Origin of the sequence: Shimia sp. FJ5, from assembly GCF_032918335.1 — a bacterium.
GTDB lineage: Bacteria > Pseudomonadota > Alphaproteobacteria > Rhodobacterales > Rhodobacteraceae > Shimia > Shimia aestuarii_A.
In genome coordinates this window covers 65,892-84,594 of sequence record NZ_JAWJUV010000004.1, presented here as the reverse complement: position 1 = coordinate 84,594, position 18,703 = coordinate 65,892, and the positions used below count along the sequence as shown (strand labels likewise).

Genomic DNA, 18,703 nt, shown 5'->3' with positions numbered 1-18,703 from the left:
GAAAAGTGAGCCTCTCATGCCCGTCATTACCTGCATCGACGATCTCAAGCGCCTCCACGAACGCCGCACGCCCCGCATGTTCTTCGACTATTGCGAAAGCGGCAGCTGGACCGAGCAGACCTTCCGCGAAAACACTTCAGACTTCGACAAGATCTACCTGCGCCAGCGCGTCGCCGTCGACATGTCGGGCCGCTCCACCGCGACCCAAATGATCGGACAGGACGTCTCCATGCCCGTCGCCCTCGCACCCGTGGGCCTGACGGGGATGCAATGCGCCGACGGCGAGATCAAAGCCGCCCGCGCCGCCGAGAAATTCGGCGTGCCCTTCACCCTTTCGACCATGTCGATCAACTCCATCGAAGAGGTGGCCGAGGCCACCACCAAACCCTTCTGGTTTCAGCTTTATACCATGCGCGACGAGGACTATGTGCGCCGCCTCATCGAACGCGCCAAGGCGGCGGGTTGTTCCGCCCTTGTCATTACGCTCGACCTTCAGATCCTCGGCCAGCGCCACAAGGATCTCAAGAACGGCCTCTCCGCCCCGCCCAAGCTCACCGCAAAGACCATCGCCAACCTGATGACCAAATGGTCCTGGGGCCTTGGTATGCTCGGCGCGAAACGGCGCAATTTCGGCAATATCGTCGGCCACGTAGACGGCATCTCCGACGCCGCCGACCTCGGCGCATGGACCGCCGAACAATTCGACCCGACCCTTGATTGGGGCAAGATCGCCAAGATCAAAGAGCTTTGGGGCGGCCCGGTGATCCTCAAGGGCATCCTCGACGCCGAAGACGCCAAGATGGCGCTTCAGGTCGGGGCCGATGCGATCATCGTTTCCAACCATGGCGGACGCCAGCTCGACGGCGCGCTGTCGTCGATCCGCGCCCTGCCCTCGATCCTCGACGCCGTCGGCGATCAGGTCGAAGTGCATCTCGACAGCGGCATCCGCTCGGGGCAGGACATCCTCAAGGCCGTCTCCATGGGCGCAAAGGGAACGTTTATCGGCCGCGCCTTCGTCTATGGCCTCGGCGCAATGGGCGAAAAGGGCGTCACCACGGCGCTCGAAGTTCTACACCGCGAGCTCGACATTTCCATGGCGCTTTGCGGGCGTCGCCGTATCGACGAGTTGGGCCGCGATATCCTTCTCGTTCCCGAGGATTTCGGCGGCCGCTGGCAGGGCTGACCCGCTTTGGCGCGAGATCCCTGATTTCGCGCCGAATCCTCTTTCCAAACAGCAAAGAACGCGCTATAGGCGCGGCTTCACGCGGGGTGACAGCCTTGGAGGCACCCTGCCCTAACATATTGGAGAATACAAAATGGCTGGACAGATCCCTGATCTTCACGCCGAGGTCCGGACGGGGACAGGCAAGGGCGCCGCTCGTCAAGCACGTCGCGATGGTATGGTTCCCGGTGTCGTCTATGGTGGCGACCAGGATCCCCTGGCAATTCAGATCCCCTTCAACACGCTTCTCAAGAAGCTGAAAGAAGGCCGCTTCCTTTCGACCCTTTTCAACCTCAAGGTTGAAGGCGAAGAAGACGTGCGCGTGATCTGCCGCAACGTTCAGCGCGACGTCGTCAAAGACCTTCCGACCCACCTCGACCTGCTGCGCCTGCGCCGCACCTCGAAGATCAACCTCTTCATCCACGTCGACTTCATCAACGAAGACGAATGCCCCGGCATCAAACACGGCGGCGTTCTCACCGTTGTGCGTCCGGACGTTGAGCTTCGCGTGACCGCGGGTGACATCCCCGAGTCGATCACCGTAGACCTCGCAGGTCTCGAAATCGGTGACATCGTCCACATCTCGGACGTCACCCTGCCGGAAGGCGCCAAGCCGACCATCGACCGCGACTTCGTCATTGCCAACATCTCCGCACCGTCCGGCCTCAAAGCATCGGATGACGACGAAGAAGGCGAAGATGAAGCAGAAGCAGCCACCGAGGAAGCAGCAGCGGAAGAGTAATCTTCCCCGCCCTTACGGCTCTGTATTGAACGCGGCTCCCTCGGGGGCCGCGTTTTTCGTCTGTCCCACGCGATTGATTCCGCGCCGCCCCGCCCCTATAGATCACGGGACTACAGGATCATCGGGGCGCAGCGCATGAAACTCTTCGTCGGACTCGGCAATCCGGGTGGCAAATACGCAGGCAACCGCCACAATATCGGCTTCATGGCCCTCGAGCGCATCGCCGAAGATCACGGTTTCGGCCCGTGGAAGGGCAAGTTCCAAGGCGCGATCACCGAAGGCCGCTTGGGCCGGGAAAAGGTGCTGCTCCTGCGCCCGGAGACCTTTATGAACCTCTCCGGCCAATCCGTCGGCGAAGCCATGCGCTTCTATAAGTTAACGCCCGACGACGTGACCGTCTTTCACGACGAACTGGACCTTGCCCCCGGCAAATGCCGCGTCAAACAGGGCGGTGGCCACGCAGGCCATAACGGACTGCGCTCCATCCACCAACATATCGGCCCCGACTATGGCCGCGTCCGCCTCGGCATCGGCCACCCCGGCAACAAGAACGCCGTCGCGGGTTATGTGCTGCGCGATTTCGCCAAGGCCGATCAGGAGTGGCTCGACGATCTGCTGCGTGGGATCTCCGACGGCGCGCCGCAACTGGCCGAAGGCGATACCGGCAAGTTCATGAATGCCGTTGCCCTGCGCGTGAATCCGCCCCGGTCCTCCACGACCACGCCGAAAGACGCCGCCCCCAAACCCGCCGCAGAATCCGCGCCGGAACCCGAGGACACACGCAGCCCGCTGCAAAAGCTCGCGGACAAGTTCAAATGATCCGCGATGCTCTGCGCGCGCAGGCTGGCCATTGCGAAAATCTCGATAGCCCCTTCATGGGCCGCCTCCTGCGCCTCCTTGCCGACCATTGGTCCGAGGATACCGCCTTGGCAGAGAAGGTCGCGCATTGGCCCGGCGACATGTCCCCCTACGCCGATAGCCTACCGCTTCGGATCGCGGGCGGGCTGCATGCGCTCTGTCTCTCTGGGCGCGACCCGTCCCTCGCCGCCGCCTACCCGCCTGCTGCGACGGACGACCCCGCGCTTTGGGCCGCCCTCGATACCGCGCTGCACACCCATGACGCCTTTCTCTGTGATTGGATCGCAAGCCCGCCGCAAACCAACGAGGTGCGCCGCGCCGCTGCGCTGATCCCCGTTGCGCATATGCTTGCCGCGCGCTTTGGTCTGCCCCTGCGCCTCTCCGAACTCGGTGCGAGCGGTGGTCTGAACCTGATGTTCGACCGCTTCGCACTTCAGGCGGGCGAGACACATTTCGCCGCCCCCGATGCGGCCTTCACACTCGCCCCGGACTGGACCGGCCCCTGCCCGACCCCTTCGGACCTGCACATAGCGGACCGGCGCGGCGTCGACCTCAACCCGCTCGACGCCCATAGCCCGGCGGGTGCCCTGCGGCTCATGGCCTATCTCTGGCCGGATCAATCCGAACGCCTCGCCCGGACGCGCGCCGCCATCGCCGCACAGGACGCCCCCGTGGACCGCGCCGACGCGATCGACTGGCTCGCGCCCCGCCTCTCCTCGCCGCAAGAGGGCACGCTGCACCTCGTCTATCACACCGTCGCCTGGCAGTATTTCCCGCCCGAGGTTCAGGCCCGCGGCACCGCCCTCATTGAAACCGCAGGCGCCGCCGCGACCGAGGCCGCACCCCTCGCATGGCTCTCCATGGAAACCGACGGCCAAACCCCGGGCGCCGCACTCTCCCTCCGCCTCTGGCCCGGTGATCACCGCCTTTCCCTTGGGCGTGTGGATTTCCACGGGCGCTGGATCGACTGGCAAGGCCCGACCCAACTCTCCTAACGTTAGACTTGCCAAACCGCCCTTTCCTGAGGCCAACTGCGTCAAAAGGGAGAGGGTGAAATGCGCACATTTGGAAAATGGCTCGGTCGGATACTGTTGCTTCTGATCGTCACGGCCGTCGTTCTCTATATCTGGAAACGCGAAGAGATCACACGGCTTCTCGCTGTGAACTCATTGTTCTCAGAAGAGAAAATCGTCCACAATTTCTCAAACATGGACACGCTTTTCCTGACCACGCCCGTGGATCGCGGCGCGGGTCCGGTCTCTCCGCTGCCCGAAGGCCCGGCGATGACCCTCCCCGAAGGAAGCGCCGATTGGATCGACGCGCGCTCGGTGACGGCCCTTGTGGTCCTCAAGGACGGCGCGCTTGTGCATGAAAGCTATCATCTCGGCACGGCCCCCGAGGATCGCCGCATCTCGTGGTCGGTCGCCAAATCCTACCTTTCGGCGCTGTTTGGCGTGATCTACGACGAGGGCCATATCGACTCTCTCGACGACCCGGTGACCAAATACGCCCCCTCCCTCAAGGGCGGCGCCTATGACGGTGCGACGATCCGCAACGTGCTTCAGATGTCCTCCGGCGTGACCTTCGACGAGGACTATCTCGACTATGATTCCGACATCAACCGCATGGGCCGCGTGATCGCCCTGGGCGGCACGATGGACGGCTTTGCCGAAGGCCTCACCGAGACCTTCACCGCGCCGGGCGCGACTTGGCAATATGTCTCCATCGACACCCATATCCTTGGTATGGTGATCCGTGGCGCAACCGGGCGCGATATCCCCTCGCTCCTCTCTGAAAAGATCATCGCACCGCTCGGCTACGAGGACGCGCCCTATTACATCACCGATGGCGAAGGCGTCGCCTTTGTCCTCGGCGGCCTCAACATCCGCACCCGCGACTATGCCCGCTTCGGCCAGATGTTCCTGCAAGACGGTGCCTATAACGGCCAACAGGTCGTGCCCGCCCCCTGGGTCGCCGAGAGCACAGTCGCCAGCGCCAATACCGCAGAGGGCGCCATCGGCTATGGCTATCAATGGTGGGTGCCCATCGGCGCGACCGAAGGCGAATATCTCGGGCGTGGCATCTACGGACAATACATCTACGTGAACAAACCGCTCGGCGTCGTCATCGCGACGAACGCCGCCGACCGCCAGTTCCGCGAGCCCGGCGCCCATGAAAGCAACGTCGCCATGTTCCGCGCCATCGCGAACGCCGCGCAATAGGCCCACTCTTCCTCTTGCCGAAAATATCCCGGGGTGAATTGCCTGCCTTGGCAGGCAAGAGGGGCTGGCCCCTAGTGCACCCGCGCCCCCTGACGCAAAAGCCCGCGTTGTATCTCGCCCACGTCAAGCGCGTCCAATTCGCACGCCTGACGCACGGCCAGCGCTGCCGCAACCCCCGCGCCCTGCCCGATCACCGCGCAGCACGCCATGTTGCGCGTCGCGGCATGGGCGATCTTTTCGCCCCCCGTCGCCCGCCCGGAAACCAACAACCCCCGGACCTTCTGCGGCAGGAGATTGCGATAGGGCACCTCGAAATAGCGCCCCGTCGTCGGCAGGATAAGAACGCCGTAGCCGTCGATGAACTCGGGGAAAATCCCGATGCTGTCCTCGAACCGCCCCTGTTCGCGCACATCCCCTTCGGTCATCCGATACACCGTCTGCACCTTGCGGGTGTCGCGGATACCAAGGCTCATGCCGAAATTGCGGAGCCGGATTTCCTCGCAGCCCGGCGTGAAGGACCGCAACGCCTCGAGCGCCAGCATCGCCTGCCGCCGCCCCTCGATCTCGCCCCGTGTGAGGTCCGCCGGATCCGTCCCGTCGATCCCCGCAAGATGCACGAGGTTCATATAGGTCAGCTCGCCGCTCTCATGCGCCGCGCCCCATGTGCCGGCAATGGTGTTGAGATGCGGCGGGATCATCCCTGCCTCAATGGCCTGCTGGAACGGCTTGTGCAGGAAGGGCGAGAACATCTCGTCCTCCTTGCCGGAAGTCTCGATATTCCATTCGCCGCCACCGCCCCAATCCTTGTAGGTCTGCGGATCGGCCTGCACACCGGCAAGGAACGCCTTCCGGTCGACCCCAGCGGCATGGAACATCACCGAGGCCGCCATGAGGTCTTCGCGCGCCGCCTTCTCACACGGGGCACCCGCCCGATGCGCCACATCCGCATCCCCCGTCGCATCAATCACCACCTGTGCAAGGATCGCCTCGCGCCCTGCCTTGGATTCGGTGATGATGCCGATGATCCGGTCGCCCTCCATGATCGGCGCGACAAAGGCCCGATGCAGCATCGGGTGAATCCCCGCCTGCTCAACCATCCGGTCCGCCACGAGTTTGAACCCTTCCGAGTCGATCTCATAGCTCAGCGACTGGCTCTCCGGCACCGCCGCGCCCGCCGCCTTCGCGGCCTCCTCAAACTCGCGCGGGATGCCGTCGCTCTCGACCGTGGCCTCGTGGCGATACCAATGCATCCCCTCGACCCCCACAACCGTGATATTGCCGCCAAAACAGCCGAACCGTTCGACCAGCGTGACATCCACCCCCGCCCGCGCCGCCGCGAGCGCCGCCGAAAGCCCGCCGGGACCAGACCCCACGACAAGCACTTCGGTTTCATGGACAACGTCGATTTCGCGGGCGGGTTCTGTAATGCGTTTCATGCCCCGACCCTTTCCGCGACGCCCGCATAGGTCAAGCCGAATGTCACAGCTCTATGACAGGACGCCGGGTTTGCCGAATGGCCTATCTCGTGGCATCCTGCCCCCATGATCCATCAAGAACCCTCTGTGAACGTCCTTGGCGCCCCGCTCACCCCCTGCTCTTCCGATCCCATGACCGGGTTCTTCCGCGATGGCCATTGCAATACCTGCTACGAGGATCAGGGCAACCATACGGTCTGCGCCGTGATGACCGCCGAATTCCTCGCCTTCTCGGCCTATGTCGGCAATGACCTCTCGACGCCCCAGCCCGATTTCGCCTTTCCCGGCCTGAAGCCCGGCGACCGCTGGTGCCTCTGCGCCGCGCGCTTTCTGCAGGCCCATGACGAAGGCTGCGCCCCCCGTGTCGATCTTTCGGCGACGCATCAACGCGCGCTCGATGTGGTGCCGCTGCGGGTTCTGAAGGCCTGCGCGCTCTGACCGCCTTGACCTTCGGCCCCGGCTCCTGTCCATTGCGGCCAGCCAGCCACCCGTGCCTGCATCCCTTCGCACCCGAGCCAGCGCCCCCGCACTGACACAACGATAGGGTTTCCCATGTCATTCATCGCCATGAACCGCTTCAAGATCCGCCCCGGCCGCGAAGCCGATTTCGAACAAATCTGGAAAAGCCGCGAAAGCCGCCTGAAAGAGATGCAAGGCTTCCGCGAGTTCCGCCTCCTCAAGGGTCCGACCCACGACGACCACACCCTCTATTCGAGCCACGCACTCTGGGACAGCAAGGAAGATTTCGAAGCCTGGACCAAGTCCGAGCAATTCCGCGCCGCCCACAAGAACGCAGGCAAGCGCGAAGGCGAAAGTCCGATCATGGGCCCGCCGAGCTTTGAGGGGTTTGAGACCGTGCTTCTGGAGACCTAGGTCCGAACGAAAACCGGCCCGAGGCAACCCCCGGGCCGGTCCATGTCTTAGTCGCGCAAACGCACGAGATCATTCATAAGGCCCTCGGCACCGTTATGCACGGTAAGCCGTTCGACCTTGCCCGCGATGCTTTCAAGCGCCTCGAGTTCTTTCAGGCGCAGCATCACCGGGTTTTCCGCCATGACCTTTGCCGTGTTGAGAAGCGACCGTGTTGCGTTCGTTTCTTCCCGGCGCCGGATTACGTTGGCCTCGGCCTCTTTCTCAGCAGAGACCACCCGGTTCAGGATGTCCCGCATCTCGCCGGGAAGGATCACATCCTTGAGCGCGATCTCCCCAACTTCGATACCGATCCCGGCCATCTCGCGGCGCACCGCTTCGGCGGCCTCCTCGTGGATTGCCCCTTTCTCGACCAGAAGCCGGTCGAGGGTCAGACCGCCAAGCGTCTTGCGGAAGGCAAGTTGAAGCGCCCGATGCAGCGCCTCATCGAAGTCCTTCACCAAGCCCACCGCTTTGAGCGGATCCACGACCCGAAAACCAGCCGTGAGGTTGACACGGATCGTGACCCGATCCTTGGTCAGGATCTCTTGGCCCGTTACCTCGTGCACCCGGTGACGCAAGTCGATTTGCTTAACGGCCACATGGCGACCCACTTTCCAGAAACCGTGCGTCCCAGGCGCGAGTTCGCCCATGTGCACCCCGTCCACCGTCAGGAGGCCCACATGACCCTCGGCCACCTCGACGCCCTGAAAGGTCATCGTCAGACCGCTGCGTACAAGGCGCCGCATGAGGCTGGTCGGCATTTCGAGCGTTTCACTCACGCCGACCGCTTCCGAAGTCCACGGCCCGGCATCATTCCAGACCACGCTGCGTTCCTCCGGCAGGATGACCTCGAAAGGCCGTCCATCCCGGTGCAGGACAAGAACCTCGCCTTGTTCTGCGCGGAACTCGCTCAGATGCGCCTCGGCAAGGTCAGGCCGTTCACGAAACAGCGCCCGTTCATAGGGAGATGTGAACCGAAGACGATCCAGATTATGCACTTCGCGCACCACATTTCGCGCCTTGATCCGGTGCTCACCCGGTCCGAGGATCGCCTCGAACCGACCTTTGTGGAGCACCAGCATCCGCTCGGTTTCCATCAGCGTAACCCGGATATGCCCGGTCAGCCGGTCAATCATTCGTTCAAGGACATGTGCCATTTTCGTCTCCTTTTCGGTCTCGTCCTATCGTCGTCGCAAAACGCGAACTCCTTGTTTTGTTGAGGTTGGGGCAACATTGCCCACAGGTGAAAGGCCTCGAAACGAGGCTGAAAAAGGCGCCAGGGCCGCCCCGCGCCATGCTATCGCGCAGGAGTTGGGCGAGCGGAAAGAGCAGGCCAAAGGCGCGCTTGGATCATGCGAACATGCCCATGCGGGCCCAAGGCCGGCGCAATCGTCATCCCCGCTCCGGCACGACACCAGAGCAGCGGCGATTCCTTTGCCGTTCACCGACGGGGTGCACGGCGCAAGAGCCGCCCCTGCTGGAGCAACCCTGGAACCCGAATGAGCCGGATTATCCGGCGTAGGGGAGTCGAACCCCGAGCGTTTGGAGCGCTTACCATTGGTCAAATGGCAGGAATCGAACCTGCGACACATCGATTAACTGTCGATTGCTCTACCCATTGAGCTACATTTGTAGAGGTGACGGGAATCGAACCCGCGTCCTACAGGACCTGACCCTGTCGCTCTCTCCAGACTGAGCTACACCAATCACCAACTTTCGGCGGCACGGCCCTGGAATACAGAAACGGCAGCGCCGCCTGCACCGGGGGAATGATCATCTCCGCCCGCTAGGGTCCGGTCCGCTTGGGCCGGGGCTGCTAAATAGCCGGATGGGGCAGTTTCGCTCAACGCCGCATTTTTCGCCGCGGCACAACCGTGACTTGTGCGCAACAAAATTACCCCCTCGCGCAACAATCGAAAAGCCACCTCCCCAAACAGAAAGCGGGGCGCCACGTGTGCACACCGCTTTCTTTGCATTCATTTCAAAAAAGCAGACCGCGTTACCTAGTCCGCCGAACGCCCCTCGGTATCGCTCATGTCAAAGCCGAGATAGCGTGCCACGGTCTGCACGTCCTTGTCGCCGCGACCGCACATGTTCATCACTAGAACATGATCCTTCGGCAGCGTCGGCGCGAGCTTCATCACATGCGCAAGCGCGTGGCACGGCTCGAGCGCGGGGATGATCCCCTCATGGGCACAGGAGAACTGGAACGCTTCAAGCGCTTCCTTGTCGGTGATCGAGACATACTGCGCACGGCCCGTATCGTTGAGCCAGCTATGCTCCGGCCCGATCCCCGGATAGTCGAGCCCGGCCGAGATCGAATATCCCTCAAGAATCTGCCCGTCGTCATCCTGCAAGAGATAGGTGCGGTTGCCATGCAGCACGCCGGGACGCCCGCCGGTCAGTGAGGCGCAATGCTCCATCTTCTCGTCGACGCCCTTGCCTCCGGCTTCGACGCCGATGATGTTGACGCTTTTGTCGTCAAGGAACGGATAGAAAAGCCCCATCGCGTTCGACCCGCCGCCGATTGCGGCGATGACCGTATCGGGAAGCGCACCTTCGCCTTCGAACTCGGGAAGCTGCTGTTTGACTTCCTTGCCGATGATCGACTGGAAATCGCGCACCATGGCCGGATAGGGATGCGGCCCTGCCACTGTGCCGATGCAATAGAACGTGTCGCGCACATTGGTCACCCAATCGCGCAGCGCATCATTCATCGCATCCTTGAGCGTGCCACGCCCAGAGGTCACCGGAATCACCTCGGCACCAAGAAGACGCATACGGAACACGTTCGGCGCCTGACGCTGCACATCATGCGCGCCCATGTATACCACGCATTTGAGGCCGAACTTGGCACAGACCGTCGCCGTCGCCACGCCATGCTGGCCCGCGCCGGTTTCCGCGATGATGCGGTTCTTGCCCATACGGCGGGCAAGGATGATCTGGCCAAGGACGTTGTTGATCTTATGCGCGCCGGTGTGGTTGAGTTCGTCGCGCTTGAGATAGATTTTCGCGCCGCCAAGCGCCTCGGTCATGCGCTCCGCGAAATAGAGCGGGCTGGGGCGACCGACATAGTGCTTCCAAAGGTCGTCCATCTCGGCCCAGAAGGTCGGGTCGGTCTTGGCCTTTTCATATTCCGCCTCGAGATCGAGGATGAGCGGCATCAGTGTCTCTGACACGAACCGCCCGCCGTAATTGCCGAACCGGCCCTTTTCGTCGGGTCCAGTCATGAAGGAATTGAAAAGATCATTGGCCATTGGGTCGCCCTTCTCCTGCGCGTCCACATTACCTAGAACGCACATGGATACAGGGCAAGCTGAAAGCGGTCGCCTGAGACGTTGGCGCGCGGGCCTATGGCCTTACCGCAGCTTCGGCACCGCCGCAGCCGCACCAACACCCGTCGCCGCCGCGACGAAATCGCGGATCAGGCCGGCATCCTTCACCCCCGGCGCGCGTTCGACACCGGACGAGACATCGACCTGCCGCGCGCCCGTCATGCGGATCGCCTCGGCCACGTTCTCGGGGGTGAGCCCCCCGGCGAGCATCCAAGGACAGGGCCAGTATTTCCGGTTCACAAGCCGCCAGTCGAACGCCAACCCATTGCCGCCGGGAAGCTCTGCGCCCTTGGGCGGTTTCGCATCGACCAAAAGCTGGTCCGCCACAGCGCCATAGGTCTGAAGCGCCGCGAGATCCGCCTCCTCGGCAATCCCCACCGCCTTCATCACCGGCAAGCCATAGCGCGCCCGGATTTCGGCCACGCGTTCGGGGCTTTCCTTGCCATGCAACTGCAAGACATCAAGCGGCACCGTCTCTAAGAGATGATCAAGAAACGCATCCTCGGCATTGACCACAAGCGCCACCTTGGCGAGCCCGACCGGCGCGGCCAAGGCGAGATCGCGCGCCTGTTCCGGCGTCACGTAGCGCGGCGATTTCTCGAAGAACACAAGACCGACATAGGCCGCGCCCGCCTCGGCCGCCGCAACCACATGCTCAGGCTCTTTCAGCCCGCATATCTTGACCCGGATATCCATGATCTGTCTCTACCCGCAAGCGGACCCGCTTGCAAACGGGCCTAGCTCGCCTCGTCGAGGATCGCGAGAACCTCGTCCTGCGGCTTGCCCTCGCTGCCCTTGATGCGGCGCATCTCGCGCTTGGTCTGTTTGAGTTCACGCTGCATCTGGCTACCGGCGGCGCGGTGCTTGTGCTCGCGCAGCCATTCCCAGATGAAGCCGATCAAAACGCCTGCTGCGATACTGGCAAAGATCACCGCATAGAGCGGCAGCGCGATGGTCCAACCGAACCCCGTCAGATCAGCCAACGCCTCGGGCAGAAGGCTCAGCGTGACCATACCCCGGTTGGCCATAGCCACAGAAATAAGCACTATCGCCAGCGCGGCGAGGAATGCATAGCGAATATACCGCATGGATTACTTCCCGTTGAGACGGTCGCGCAGGAGTTTTCCGGTCTTGAAGAACGGTACATGCTTTTCCTCGACCTGCACCGTTTCGCCCGTGCGCGGGTTGCGCCCAACACGTGCGTCGCGTTTCTTGACCGAAAACGCCCCAAAGCCCCGAAGTTCGACCCGGTCGCCGCGCGCCATAGCGTCGATAATCTCTTCAAAGATCGTGTTCACAATACGCTCCACATCTCTTTGATACAGGTGCGGATTGTCATCGGCGATTTTCTGAATGAGTTCCGAGCGGATCATCTGACTGTTTACTCCCTGGGCGTGCATGTCTTTTGCGCGTGCATCGCCCCGACTATAGGAACAATCCGGAAAAACGGAAACACATACGCGTCAGTTCCGCCGGAAAAACGCCGGATTCCGCTCAATTCCCGCGCTTCAGAGACCTGTTTTCCTGTGCCGTGGCATGGCTGGCCTAGAAAACCCCATTGCCGCAGCGCAGAAGAAGCCATTGATTCGGAATGAGAAATACACCCCATTCCGGCCACAATGGTTAACGGCGCAGCGCGGGTAGCCCGACTCCGGTGCTATCAAACCCGCCATCCGCGGCCAGAACCTGCCCCGTCACATAGCTCGCCTTGTCGGAGCATAGGAAGGCGATGGCTTCCGCGATTTCGCGCTCGCTTCCATAGCGGTTGAGCGGGATGGCATCGTGATATGCGTCGATAATGTCCTGGCTATGGACTGCCATGGCGAGCTTGGTGCGCACCGGTCCCGGACAGACGCAATTGGCCCGCACACCATATTCCCCAAGCTCCGCCGCCTGCTGTTTCGTGAGCTGGATCACCGCAGCTTTCGACGTGCCATAGGCGACCCGAAGCGTCGAGGCGCGCAGCCCCGAGATCGAGGCGATATTGACGAGGCACCCTTTGCTCGCCTTGAGAAGCGGTGTCGCCGCCTGGCTCATCAGGAACACCCCGTCGAGATTGGTCGCCATCACGGTCCGCCAGCGGGCGAAATCCGTCTCCTCAATGGGGCCGAAATCGGCCACGCCAGCGTTGTTGACCAAGGCATCAAGCCGCCCGCAGGAGGACCGCAGATCCGAGATTGCTGCCTGGACCTGTTCGGGGTCCGACACGTCATACGGAAGGTAGACCGCATCCTCGACCTCTTGGATCGCCTCGTGCAGCGCGTCAGTGTCGCGGTCCAGCATCGCGATGCGCCAGCCGTCCGCTGCCAAAAGCTTTGCCGTCGCCAGACCGATGCCGCGCGCTGCGCCCGTGATCAATGCGGTTTTCTTGCTCATGTGCCTCTCCCTTGTCTCTGGCGCCGACAAGCGGTTTCAAAACCGCTTGCCCAAGGCTTCTCAAAAAGCCTTGGCCCGGCGGCCACAGTTGGACATGAAAAAACGGCCCCGTGCAATACGGGGCCGTTCCAAATCTTACTGCCGTTTCCGGCCTTTGGCTTATTCGTCGCCCTTGAGCGCTGCGCCAAGGATATCGCCGAGCGATGCGCCGGAGTCGGAGGAACCGTACTGTTCGACGGCCTCTTTCTCTTCTGCGATCTCGCGTGCCTTGATCGACAGGCCAAGACGACGGGTCTTGCTGTCCACGTTAGTCACGCGCACGTCGATCTTGTCGCCAACCGAGAAACGCTCGGGGCGCTGCTCTGCGCGGTCGCGCGACAGGTCCGAACGACGGATGAAGGACTTCATGCCTTCATACTCGACTTCGATACCGCCATCTTCGATCGCGGTGACTTCGACGGTGATGACCGAGCCACGCTTCACGCCGCCAACGGCCTCAGCGAACTTGTCGCCGCCAAGCGCCTTGATCGAGAGCGAGATGCGCTCTTTCTCGACATCGACTTCCGAAACCACGGCTTGGACGACGTCGCCCTTCTTGTAGTTCTGGATGGCGTCTTCGCCACGCTCGTCCCACGAGATGTCGGAGAGGTGAACCATGCCGTCGATTTCGCCGTCGAGGCCAATGAACAGACCGAATTCGGTGATGTTCTTGACTTCGCCTTCGACCTCGGTGCCTTCCGGGTGGGTTTCTGCAAAGACTTCCCACGGGTTGCGCATGGTCTGCTTGAGGCCAAGCGAGACACGGCGTTTCGCGGGGTCGATCTCGAGCACCATGACCTCAACCTCTTGCGAGGTGGAGACGATCTTGCCGGGGTGCACGTTCTTCTTGGTCCAGGACATTTCCGAGACGTGAACGAGACCTTCGACACCGGGCTCCAGCTCAACAAACGCACCGTAGTCGGTGATGTTGGTGACGCGGCCAGTGTGCACCGACTCGAGCGGGAATTTCGCCGCAACGAGATCCCACGGATCTTCCTGCAGCTGCTTCATGCCGAGGCTGATGCGGTGGGTTTCTTTGTTGATCTTGATGACCTGAACCTTGACGGTTTCGCCGATCGACAGGATCTCCGACGGGTGGTTCACACGGCGCCATGCCATGTCGGTGACGTGGAGAAGACCGTCCACACCGCCGAGGTCCACGAAGGCACCATATTCGGTGATGTTCTTGACGACGCCTTCCACGGCCTGACCCTCGGTGAGGTTCGCGATGACCTCTGCACGCTGTTCGGCGCGCGACTCTTCGAGGATAGCGCGGCGCGAGACAACGATGTTGCCACGGCGACGATCCATCTTGAGGATCTGGAACGGCTGCTTGAGACCCATGAGCGGGCCTGCGTCGCGCACGGGGCGCACGTCAACTTGCGAGCCGGGCAGGAATGCAACGGCACCGCCGAGGTCGACAGTGAAGCCGCCTTTGACGCGGCCGAAGATCGCGCCTTCGACGCGTGCATCGTCTGCATATGCTTTTTCAAGACGGTCCCATGCCTCTTCGCGGCGGGCCATCTCGCGGGAAATCACGGCTTCGCCACGGGCGTTTTCGGCCGCGCGGAGGAACACTTCTACTTCGTCGCCAACAGCGATTTCAGGAGCTTCACCGGGATTTGCGAATTCTTTAAGATCAACGCGGCCTTCCATCTTGTAGCCTACGTCGATGATGGCTTGGCCCGCTTCAATCGAGATGACCTTGCCTTTGACAACAGACCCTTCGGTCGGTGTGTCCATTTCGAAGCTTTCATTAAGGAGGGCTTCGAATTCCTCCATGGTTGCGTTAGCCATGTGGCGTCTTTTCCTTTACAAAGTGCTTTTTCTGGCCGTGCGGTTGTCTCCGCCGGTCTTGGGTTTCGTTGGTCAGCCGCAACGCCGTTCACATAAAACAAAGAGGGCCGGTAGTGCCCGACCCTGCTCGTCTCTTTGTTCTATGGCGCTGCACGCCTTGTCGACAGGCGCTCTATAAGCCGCGTTTAAAGGGAAATCAACCGTGTTTGGCGGCTTTTTGCCGGATCACCGCATCCCGCGCGAGTGTCCCCGCCTCGGCGGCGGCGAGCCGCGCCAGCGCTGCGTCCGCACCGCCTTCCCGACAGGCTTGCTCCCAGATGCGCAGGGCCGATTTCGCGCTCCATGGCAGCGCCGCCTGCCGAAGCCATGCCCGAAGCGGCGGCGGCAAGGCATCAAACTCGCGCATCGGGTCGCCCTGCCGGCGCCGCACATTCCCGGCGCGGAGATTCCGCCGCCCCATCACGCGACCTCGCCGATCTGACGCAGGCGCGTCGTCTTGCGAGGCCCGCGTTCCTGTATCGAATCTGAGAATGCAGCGCGCCTTTCCTGCATGTCCTGTCTCCGTGGCAATAGATACGTTATATCGTAACAATCATAGGTCGCTAAAAGACGCAAGCCACATCCCCGCAGAATCTGCACCACCGCGATACAGACGCAATACCGACGTAATACCGACGTTGATTTTCCGGCCTAACAGAACCGCTCCGGCCCGACCCATTGGTCCACCGAATAGCGATCCCCATGCGCCCAGCCGACCGGCAAGACCGCCTCGATTGCGGCCACATCCTCGGCGCTAAGCTGCATCTGCGCCCCGGCAACAAGCTCGGCAAAATGCGCCGTCGAGCGTGTGCCGGGGATCGGAATCACATGCGCGCCCTTGGCCAGAGTCCAGGCAATCGCAAGCCCCGCAGCCGCAACACCCATATCCGCCGCAAGCGCCCTAAAGGCTTCTGTCGCCTTGATATTTTCGCCGTAGTTCGGTGCTTGAAACCGCGGATTGACCCTCAGGAACGGAAGGCTCTCGATGCGCTCGAAGGGGATCGGATCATCCGTGAGGAACGACCGCCCCACAGGCGAAAATGCGACAAAGGCCGTGCCAAGCTCTGCACAGGCCTGCAAGAGCCCAAGCTCCGGCGCCCGCGTCGAAAGGGAGTATTCGGACTGCACCGCATCGACATGATGCTCCTTCGCCGCCCGACGCAGCGAAGACGGCGCGATCTCGGAAAACCCGATACCTCCGATTTTCCCCTTATCTTTCAATATGCTAAGGCTGCCAACAACCTCTTCGATCGGCACCTGTGGATCGCGGCGATGGATATAGAAAAGATCCACCTGCTCGATCCCCATCCGCGCGAGGCTCTGATCCAACTCCCCCTCCAGATGCGCGAGGTCATTGCGAAAACACCGCTTGCCCTCTGCATCGGTGGTGATGCTCGCCTTGGTCGCGATATGGAATTTTTCCCGCGTCCCGGCACCCTTGTCTCTTAGGAATTGCCCAATCGCCTCTTCCGACCGGCCCATGCCATACACGTTGGACGTATCGATATGGCTGACCCCGGATTCAAGCGCGGCGTCCAAGATGGCATAGGAATTCTCTTCGCTCGTCGGGCCATAGAAATCCGCAAAGGACATTGCCCCGATCCCCAGCGCCGAAACCTCCGGCCCTTTGGCCCCCATCTTGCGCATCTGCATCGCCCTACTCCCCAAGCCGCGCATCAATCGCCTTGATCGCCTCGGCGACCGCCTCTTCGATGCTCATTTCGCTGGTGTCGATCACCACCGCATCCGCAGCGGGCTTTAGCGGCGCTTCCGCCCGCTCCATATCCCGCGCATCGCGCTCTTTTACATCGGCGAGAACCGCCTCGCGGCTGGTCTCATGCCCCTTGTTTACAAGCTCGAGATAGCGCCGCTCGGCACGGACCTCGGCGCTCGCCGTGACGAAAAGCTTCGCCTCCGCGCCCGGACAAATCACTGTGCCAATATCGCGCCCGTCCAGCACCGCACCGCCCGCGCGCCGCGCAAAAGCCCTTTGGAAATCGACCAAAGCCGCCCGCACCGCGCCAATCGCCGCAACCTTGCTCGCCGCCTGCGCCACGTCCGGAGACCGCAGCCCCTCGCCCTCGAGGTCTTCCGCCATCAACCCCTGCGCTGCCGCGACAGGATCAACACCTGCCAGCATCTTCGCCCCGACCGCCCGATAAAGCAGTCCCGTATCCAGATGCGCAAAGCCGAAATGCGCGGCCACAGCCTTTGACACCGTGCCCTTGCCCGCCGCCGCCGGCCCGTCAATCGCGATGGTAAACGCCATTACGCGCCTCCTTTCGAAAGCTCTGCGCCAAGCCCTCCCATCAGGGTCTCGAAGATCGGGAAAGACGTGGCGATCGGCGATCCGTCATCAACGCTGACAGGGGCCTCGGTTGCCATCCCCATCACCATGAAAGACATGGCAATCCGGTGGTCGAGATGGCTCTCGCAGGTCGCCCCGCCCGGCACGTTGCCCGCGCCACGCCCCTTGACGATCCACCAATCCTCGCCCTCCTCGACCTCCACACCATTGAGCCGCAAGCCCTTGGCCATGGCGTCGATCCGGTCGCTTTCCTTGACCCGAAGCTCTTTCACGCCGCGCATCACGGTCTCGCCCTCGGCAAATGCCGCCACGACCGAAAGGACCGGGTATTCGTCAATCATGCTCGCCGCCCGCGCCGGATCGACCTCGATACCCTTGAGGTTCGGCGAGAAGCGCGCCCGAAGGTCTGCCACCGGCTCGCCCCCTTCTTCGCGCAGGTTCTCATAGGTCAGGTCCGCGCCCATCTCCTTGAGCGTGGTGAAAAGCCCCGCCCGCGTCGGGTTGAGCCCGATATTGGGCACAAGCACGTCCGAGCCCGGCACGATCAGCGCCGCACAGACCGGAAAGGCCGCACTCGACGGATCGCGTGGCACGACGATGGTCTGTGGCTCCAACTCCGGCTGCCCGGTGAGCGTGATGACCCGGCCCGCATCGGTGACCTCGGTGGTGATCTCTGCACCAAACCCCGCGAGCATCCGTTCGGTATGATCCCGCGTCGCTTCTTTCTCGATCACAACGGTCTGCCCCGGCGCGTTCAACCCCGCAAGAAGCACCGCCGACTTAACCTGCGCCGACGGCATCGGCACCTCATAGCGCACTGGCACAGGCTCCGCCGCGCCGACAATCGTCATCGGAAGCCGCCCACCCGAGCGCCCCACCGCCTGCGCCCCGAAAAGAGCGATCGGATCGGTGACCCGCGCCATGGGACGTTTGTTGAGCGAGGCATCGCCCGTGAAGGTTGCCGAAATCCCCGTCGTCGCCATCGCCCCCATGATGAGGCGCACGCCGGTGCCGGAGTTGCCGCAATCAATGACAGTGTCAGGCTCGGCAAACCCGCCGACACCGACGCCATACACATGCCATACCCCGTCTTCGTCCCGCGTAATGTCAGCCCCGAAGGCCCGCATCGCCTTGGCGGTATCAAGCACATCCTCGCCTTCAAGAAGCCCGGTGATCACAGTCTCCCCCACGGCCATCGCCCCGAACAGAAGCGCACGATGCGAGATCGACTTGTCCCCCGGCACATGCGCCTCGCCCTGAAGCGGGCCACAGGGGCTGGAGGTCATGGGGGTTGGGGTGCCGTGGCCGGACATGGGCAATTCCTCTTTTGCTCTTGCCCCAAGCTGTTACCGCAACGCCGCGCAGCCGTCCATGCCGC

Annotated in this window: 18 protein-coding genes and 1 pseudogene; 7 read left to right on the top strand and 12 right to left on the bottom strand. The window is 62.4% G+C overall.

Annotated features, from left to right (window positions below; all coding sequences use genetic code 11):
- Positions 1-16: 16 nt before the first annotated feature.
- From R1W01_RS13355 to R1W01_RS13335, 5 genes are all read left to right on the top strand, one after another.
- Positions 17-1,183, top strand: a complete 1,167-nt coding sequence (locus tag R1W01_RS13355; protein ID WP_297755790.1) for an alpha-hydroxy acid oxidase — start codon at positions 17-19, stop codon at positions 1,181-1,183.
- A gap of 133 nt (positions 1,184-1,316) precedes the next feature.
- Positions 1,317-1,964: a 50S ribosomal protein L25/general stress protein Ctc gene (locus R1W01_RS13350; RefSeq protein WP_243614672.1), complete on the top strand. Its 648-nt coding sequence runs from the start codon at positions 1,317-1,319 to the stop codon at positions 1,962-1,964.
- A gap of 135 nt (positions 1,965-2,099) precedes the next feature.
- Positions 2,100-2,783, top strand: coding sequence for an aminoacyl-tRNA hydrolase (gene pth, locus R1W01_RS13345; protein WP_297755788.1), 684 nt, complete (start codon positions 2,100-2,102; stop codon positions 2,781-2,783).
- On the top strand, positions 2,780-3,817 hold the full coding sequence (locus R1W01_RS13340; RefSeq protein ID WP_297755786.1) for a DUF2332 domain-containing protein: 1,038 nt from the start codon (positions 2,780-2,782) through the stop codon (positions 3,815-3,817). Before pth ends, R1W01_RS13340 begins: the two co-directional genes overlap by 4 nt.
- Before the next feature lie 60 nt (positions 3,818-3,877).
- Entirely contained in the window at positions 3,878-5,044 is a 1,167-nt protein-coding gene (locus R1W01_RS13335; RefSeq protein WP_297755784.1) for a serine hydrolase domain-containing protein, read from the top strand.
- A gap of 71 nt (positions 5,045-5,115) precedes the next feature.
- Here R1W01_RS13335 and R1W01_RS13330 read toward each other — a convergent pair whose 3' ends face one another.
- Positions 5,116-6,480, bottom strand: coding sequence for an FAD-dependent oxidoreductase (locus R1W01_RS13330; RefSeq protein WP_297755783.1), 1,365 nt, complete (start codon positions 6,478-6,480; stop codon positions 5,116-5,118).
- Between the two features lie 105 nt (positions 6,481-6,585).
- Here R1W01_RS13330 and R1W01_RS13325 point away from each other — a divergent pair, with 105 nt between their 5' ends.
- Together R1W01_RS13325 and R1W01_RS13320 are read left to right on the top strand one after the other, a co-directional pair.
- On the top strand, positions 6,586-6,957 hold the full coding sequence (locus R1W01_RS13325; RefSeq protein ID WP_297755781.1) for a DUF2237 family protein: 372 nt from the start codon (positions 6,586-6,588) through the stop codon (positions 6,955-6,957).
- A 114-nt stretch (positions 6,958-7,071) separates the two neighbouring features.
- Positions 7,072-7,392 (top strand): antibiotic biosynthesis monooxygenase family protein, encoded by a 321-nt coding sequence (locus R1W01_RS13320; protein ID WP_297755779.1) that lies wholly within the window; start codon positions 7,072-7,074, stop codon positions 7,390-7,392.
- A gap of 47 nt (positions 7,393-7,439) precedes the next feature.
- Here the strand turns inward: R1W01_RS13320 and R1W01_RS13315 are convergent, their stop codons facing one another.
- From R1W01_RS13315 to aroA, 11 genes and pseudogenes are all read right to left on the bottom strand, one after another.
- Positions 7,440-8,588, bottom strand: coding sequence for a slipin family protein (locus R1W01_RS13315; RefSeq protein WP_243614678.1), 1,149 nt, complete (start codon positions 8,586-8,588; stop codon positions 7,440-7,442).
- An 846-nt stretch (positions 8,589-9,434) separates the two neighbouring features.
- Entirely contained in the window at positions 9,435-10,688 is a 1,254-nt protein-coding gene (trpB, locus tag R1W01_RS13310; RefSeq protein ID WP_297755776.1) for a tryptophan synthase subunit beta, read from the bottom strand.
- A 102-nt stretch (positions 10,689-10,790) separates the two neighbouring features.
- Positions 10,791-11,462: a phosphoribosylanthranilate isomerase gene (locus R1W01_RS13305; protein WP_411028162.1), complete on the bottom strand. Its 672-nt coding sequence runs from the start codon at positions 11,460-11,462 to the stop codon at positions 10,791-10,793.
- Between the two features lie 41 nt (positions 11,463-11,503).
- Positions 11,504-11,854 carry a lipopolysaccharide assembly protein LapA domain-containing protein gene (locus R1W01_RS13300; protein ID WP_243614680.1) on the bottom strand — a complete coding sequence of 117 codons (351 nt, stop codon included), beginning with the start codon at positions 11,852-11,854 and terminating at the stop codon, positions 11,504-11,506.
- Between the two features lie 3 nt (positions 11,855-11,857).
- A pseudogene (ihfB, locus tag R1W01_RS13295) lies at positions 11,858-12,175 on the bottom strand (integration host factor subunit beta); the annotation flags it as partial.
- A gap of 214 nt (positions 12,176-12,389) precedes the next feature.
- Complete coding sequence (locus tag R1W01_RS13290; RefSeq protein WP_297755775.1) at positions 12,390-13,142, bottom strand: SDR family NAD(P)-dependent oxidoreductase; 753 nt, start codon at positions 13,140-13,142, stop codon at positions 12,390-12,392.
- A 159-nt stretch (positions 13,143-13,301) separates the two neighbouring features.
- Positions 13,302-14,978, bottom strand: coding sequence for a 30S ribosomal protein S1 (rpsA, locus tag R1W01_RS13285; protein WP_297755774.1), 1,677 nt, complete (start codon positions 14,976-14,978; stop codon positions 13,302-13,304).
- 196 nt (positions 14,979-15,174) lie between these two features.
- A complete protein-coding gene (locus R1W01_RS13280) occupies positions 15,175-15,438 on the bottom strand; it encodes a DUF6525 family protein (protein ID WP_243614684.1) in 264 nt (87 codons plus the stop codon).
- Between the two features lie 230 nt (positions 15,439-15,668).
- Complete coding sequence (locus tag R1W01_RS13275) at positions 15,669-16,670, bottom strand: aldo/keto reductase (RefSeq protein WP_297755773.1); 1,002 nt, start codon at positions 16,668-16,670, stop codon at positions 15,669-15,671.
- A 4-nt stretch (positions 16,671-16,674) separates the two neighbouring features.
- On the bottom strand, positions 16,675-17,286 hold the full coding sequence (locus R1W01_RS13270; RefSeq protein ID WP_297755772.1) for a (d)CMP kinase: 612 nt from the start codon (positions 17,284-17,286) through the stop codon (positions 16,675-16,677).
- Positions 17,286-18,638: a 3-phosphoshikimate 1-carboxyvinyltransferase gene (aroA, locus tag R1W01_RS13265; protein ID WP_297755771.1), complete on the bottom strand. Its 1,353-nt coding sequence runs from the start codon at positions 18,636-18,638 to the stop codon at positions 17,286-17,288. Before aroA ends, R1W01_RS13270 begins: the two co-directional genes overlap by 1 nt.
- Positions 18,639-18,703: the final 65 nt, after the last annotated feature.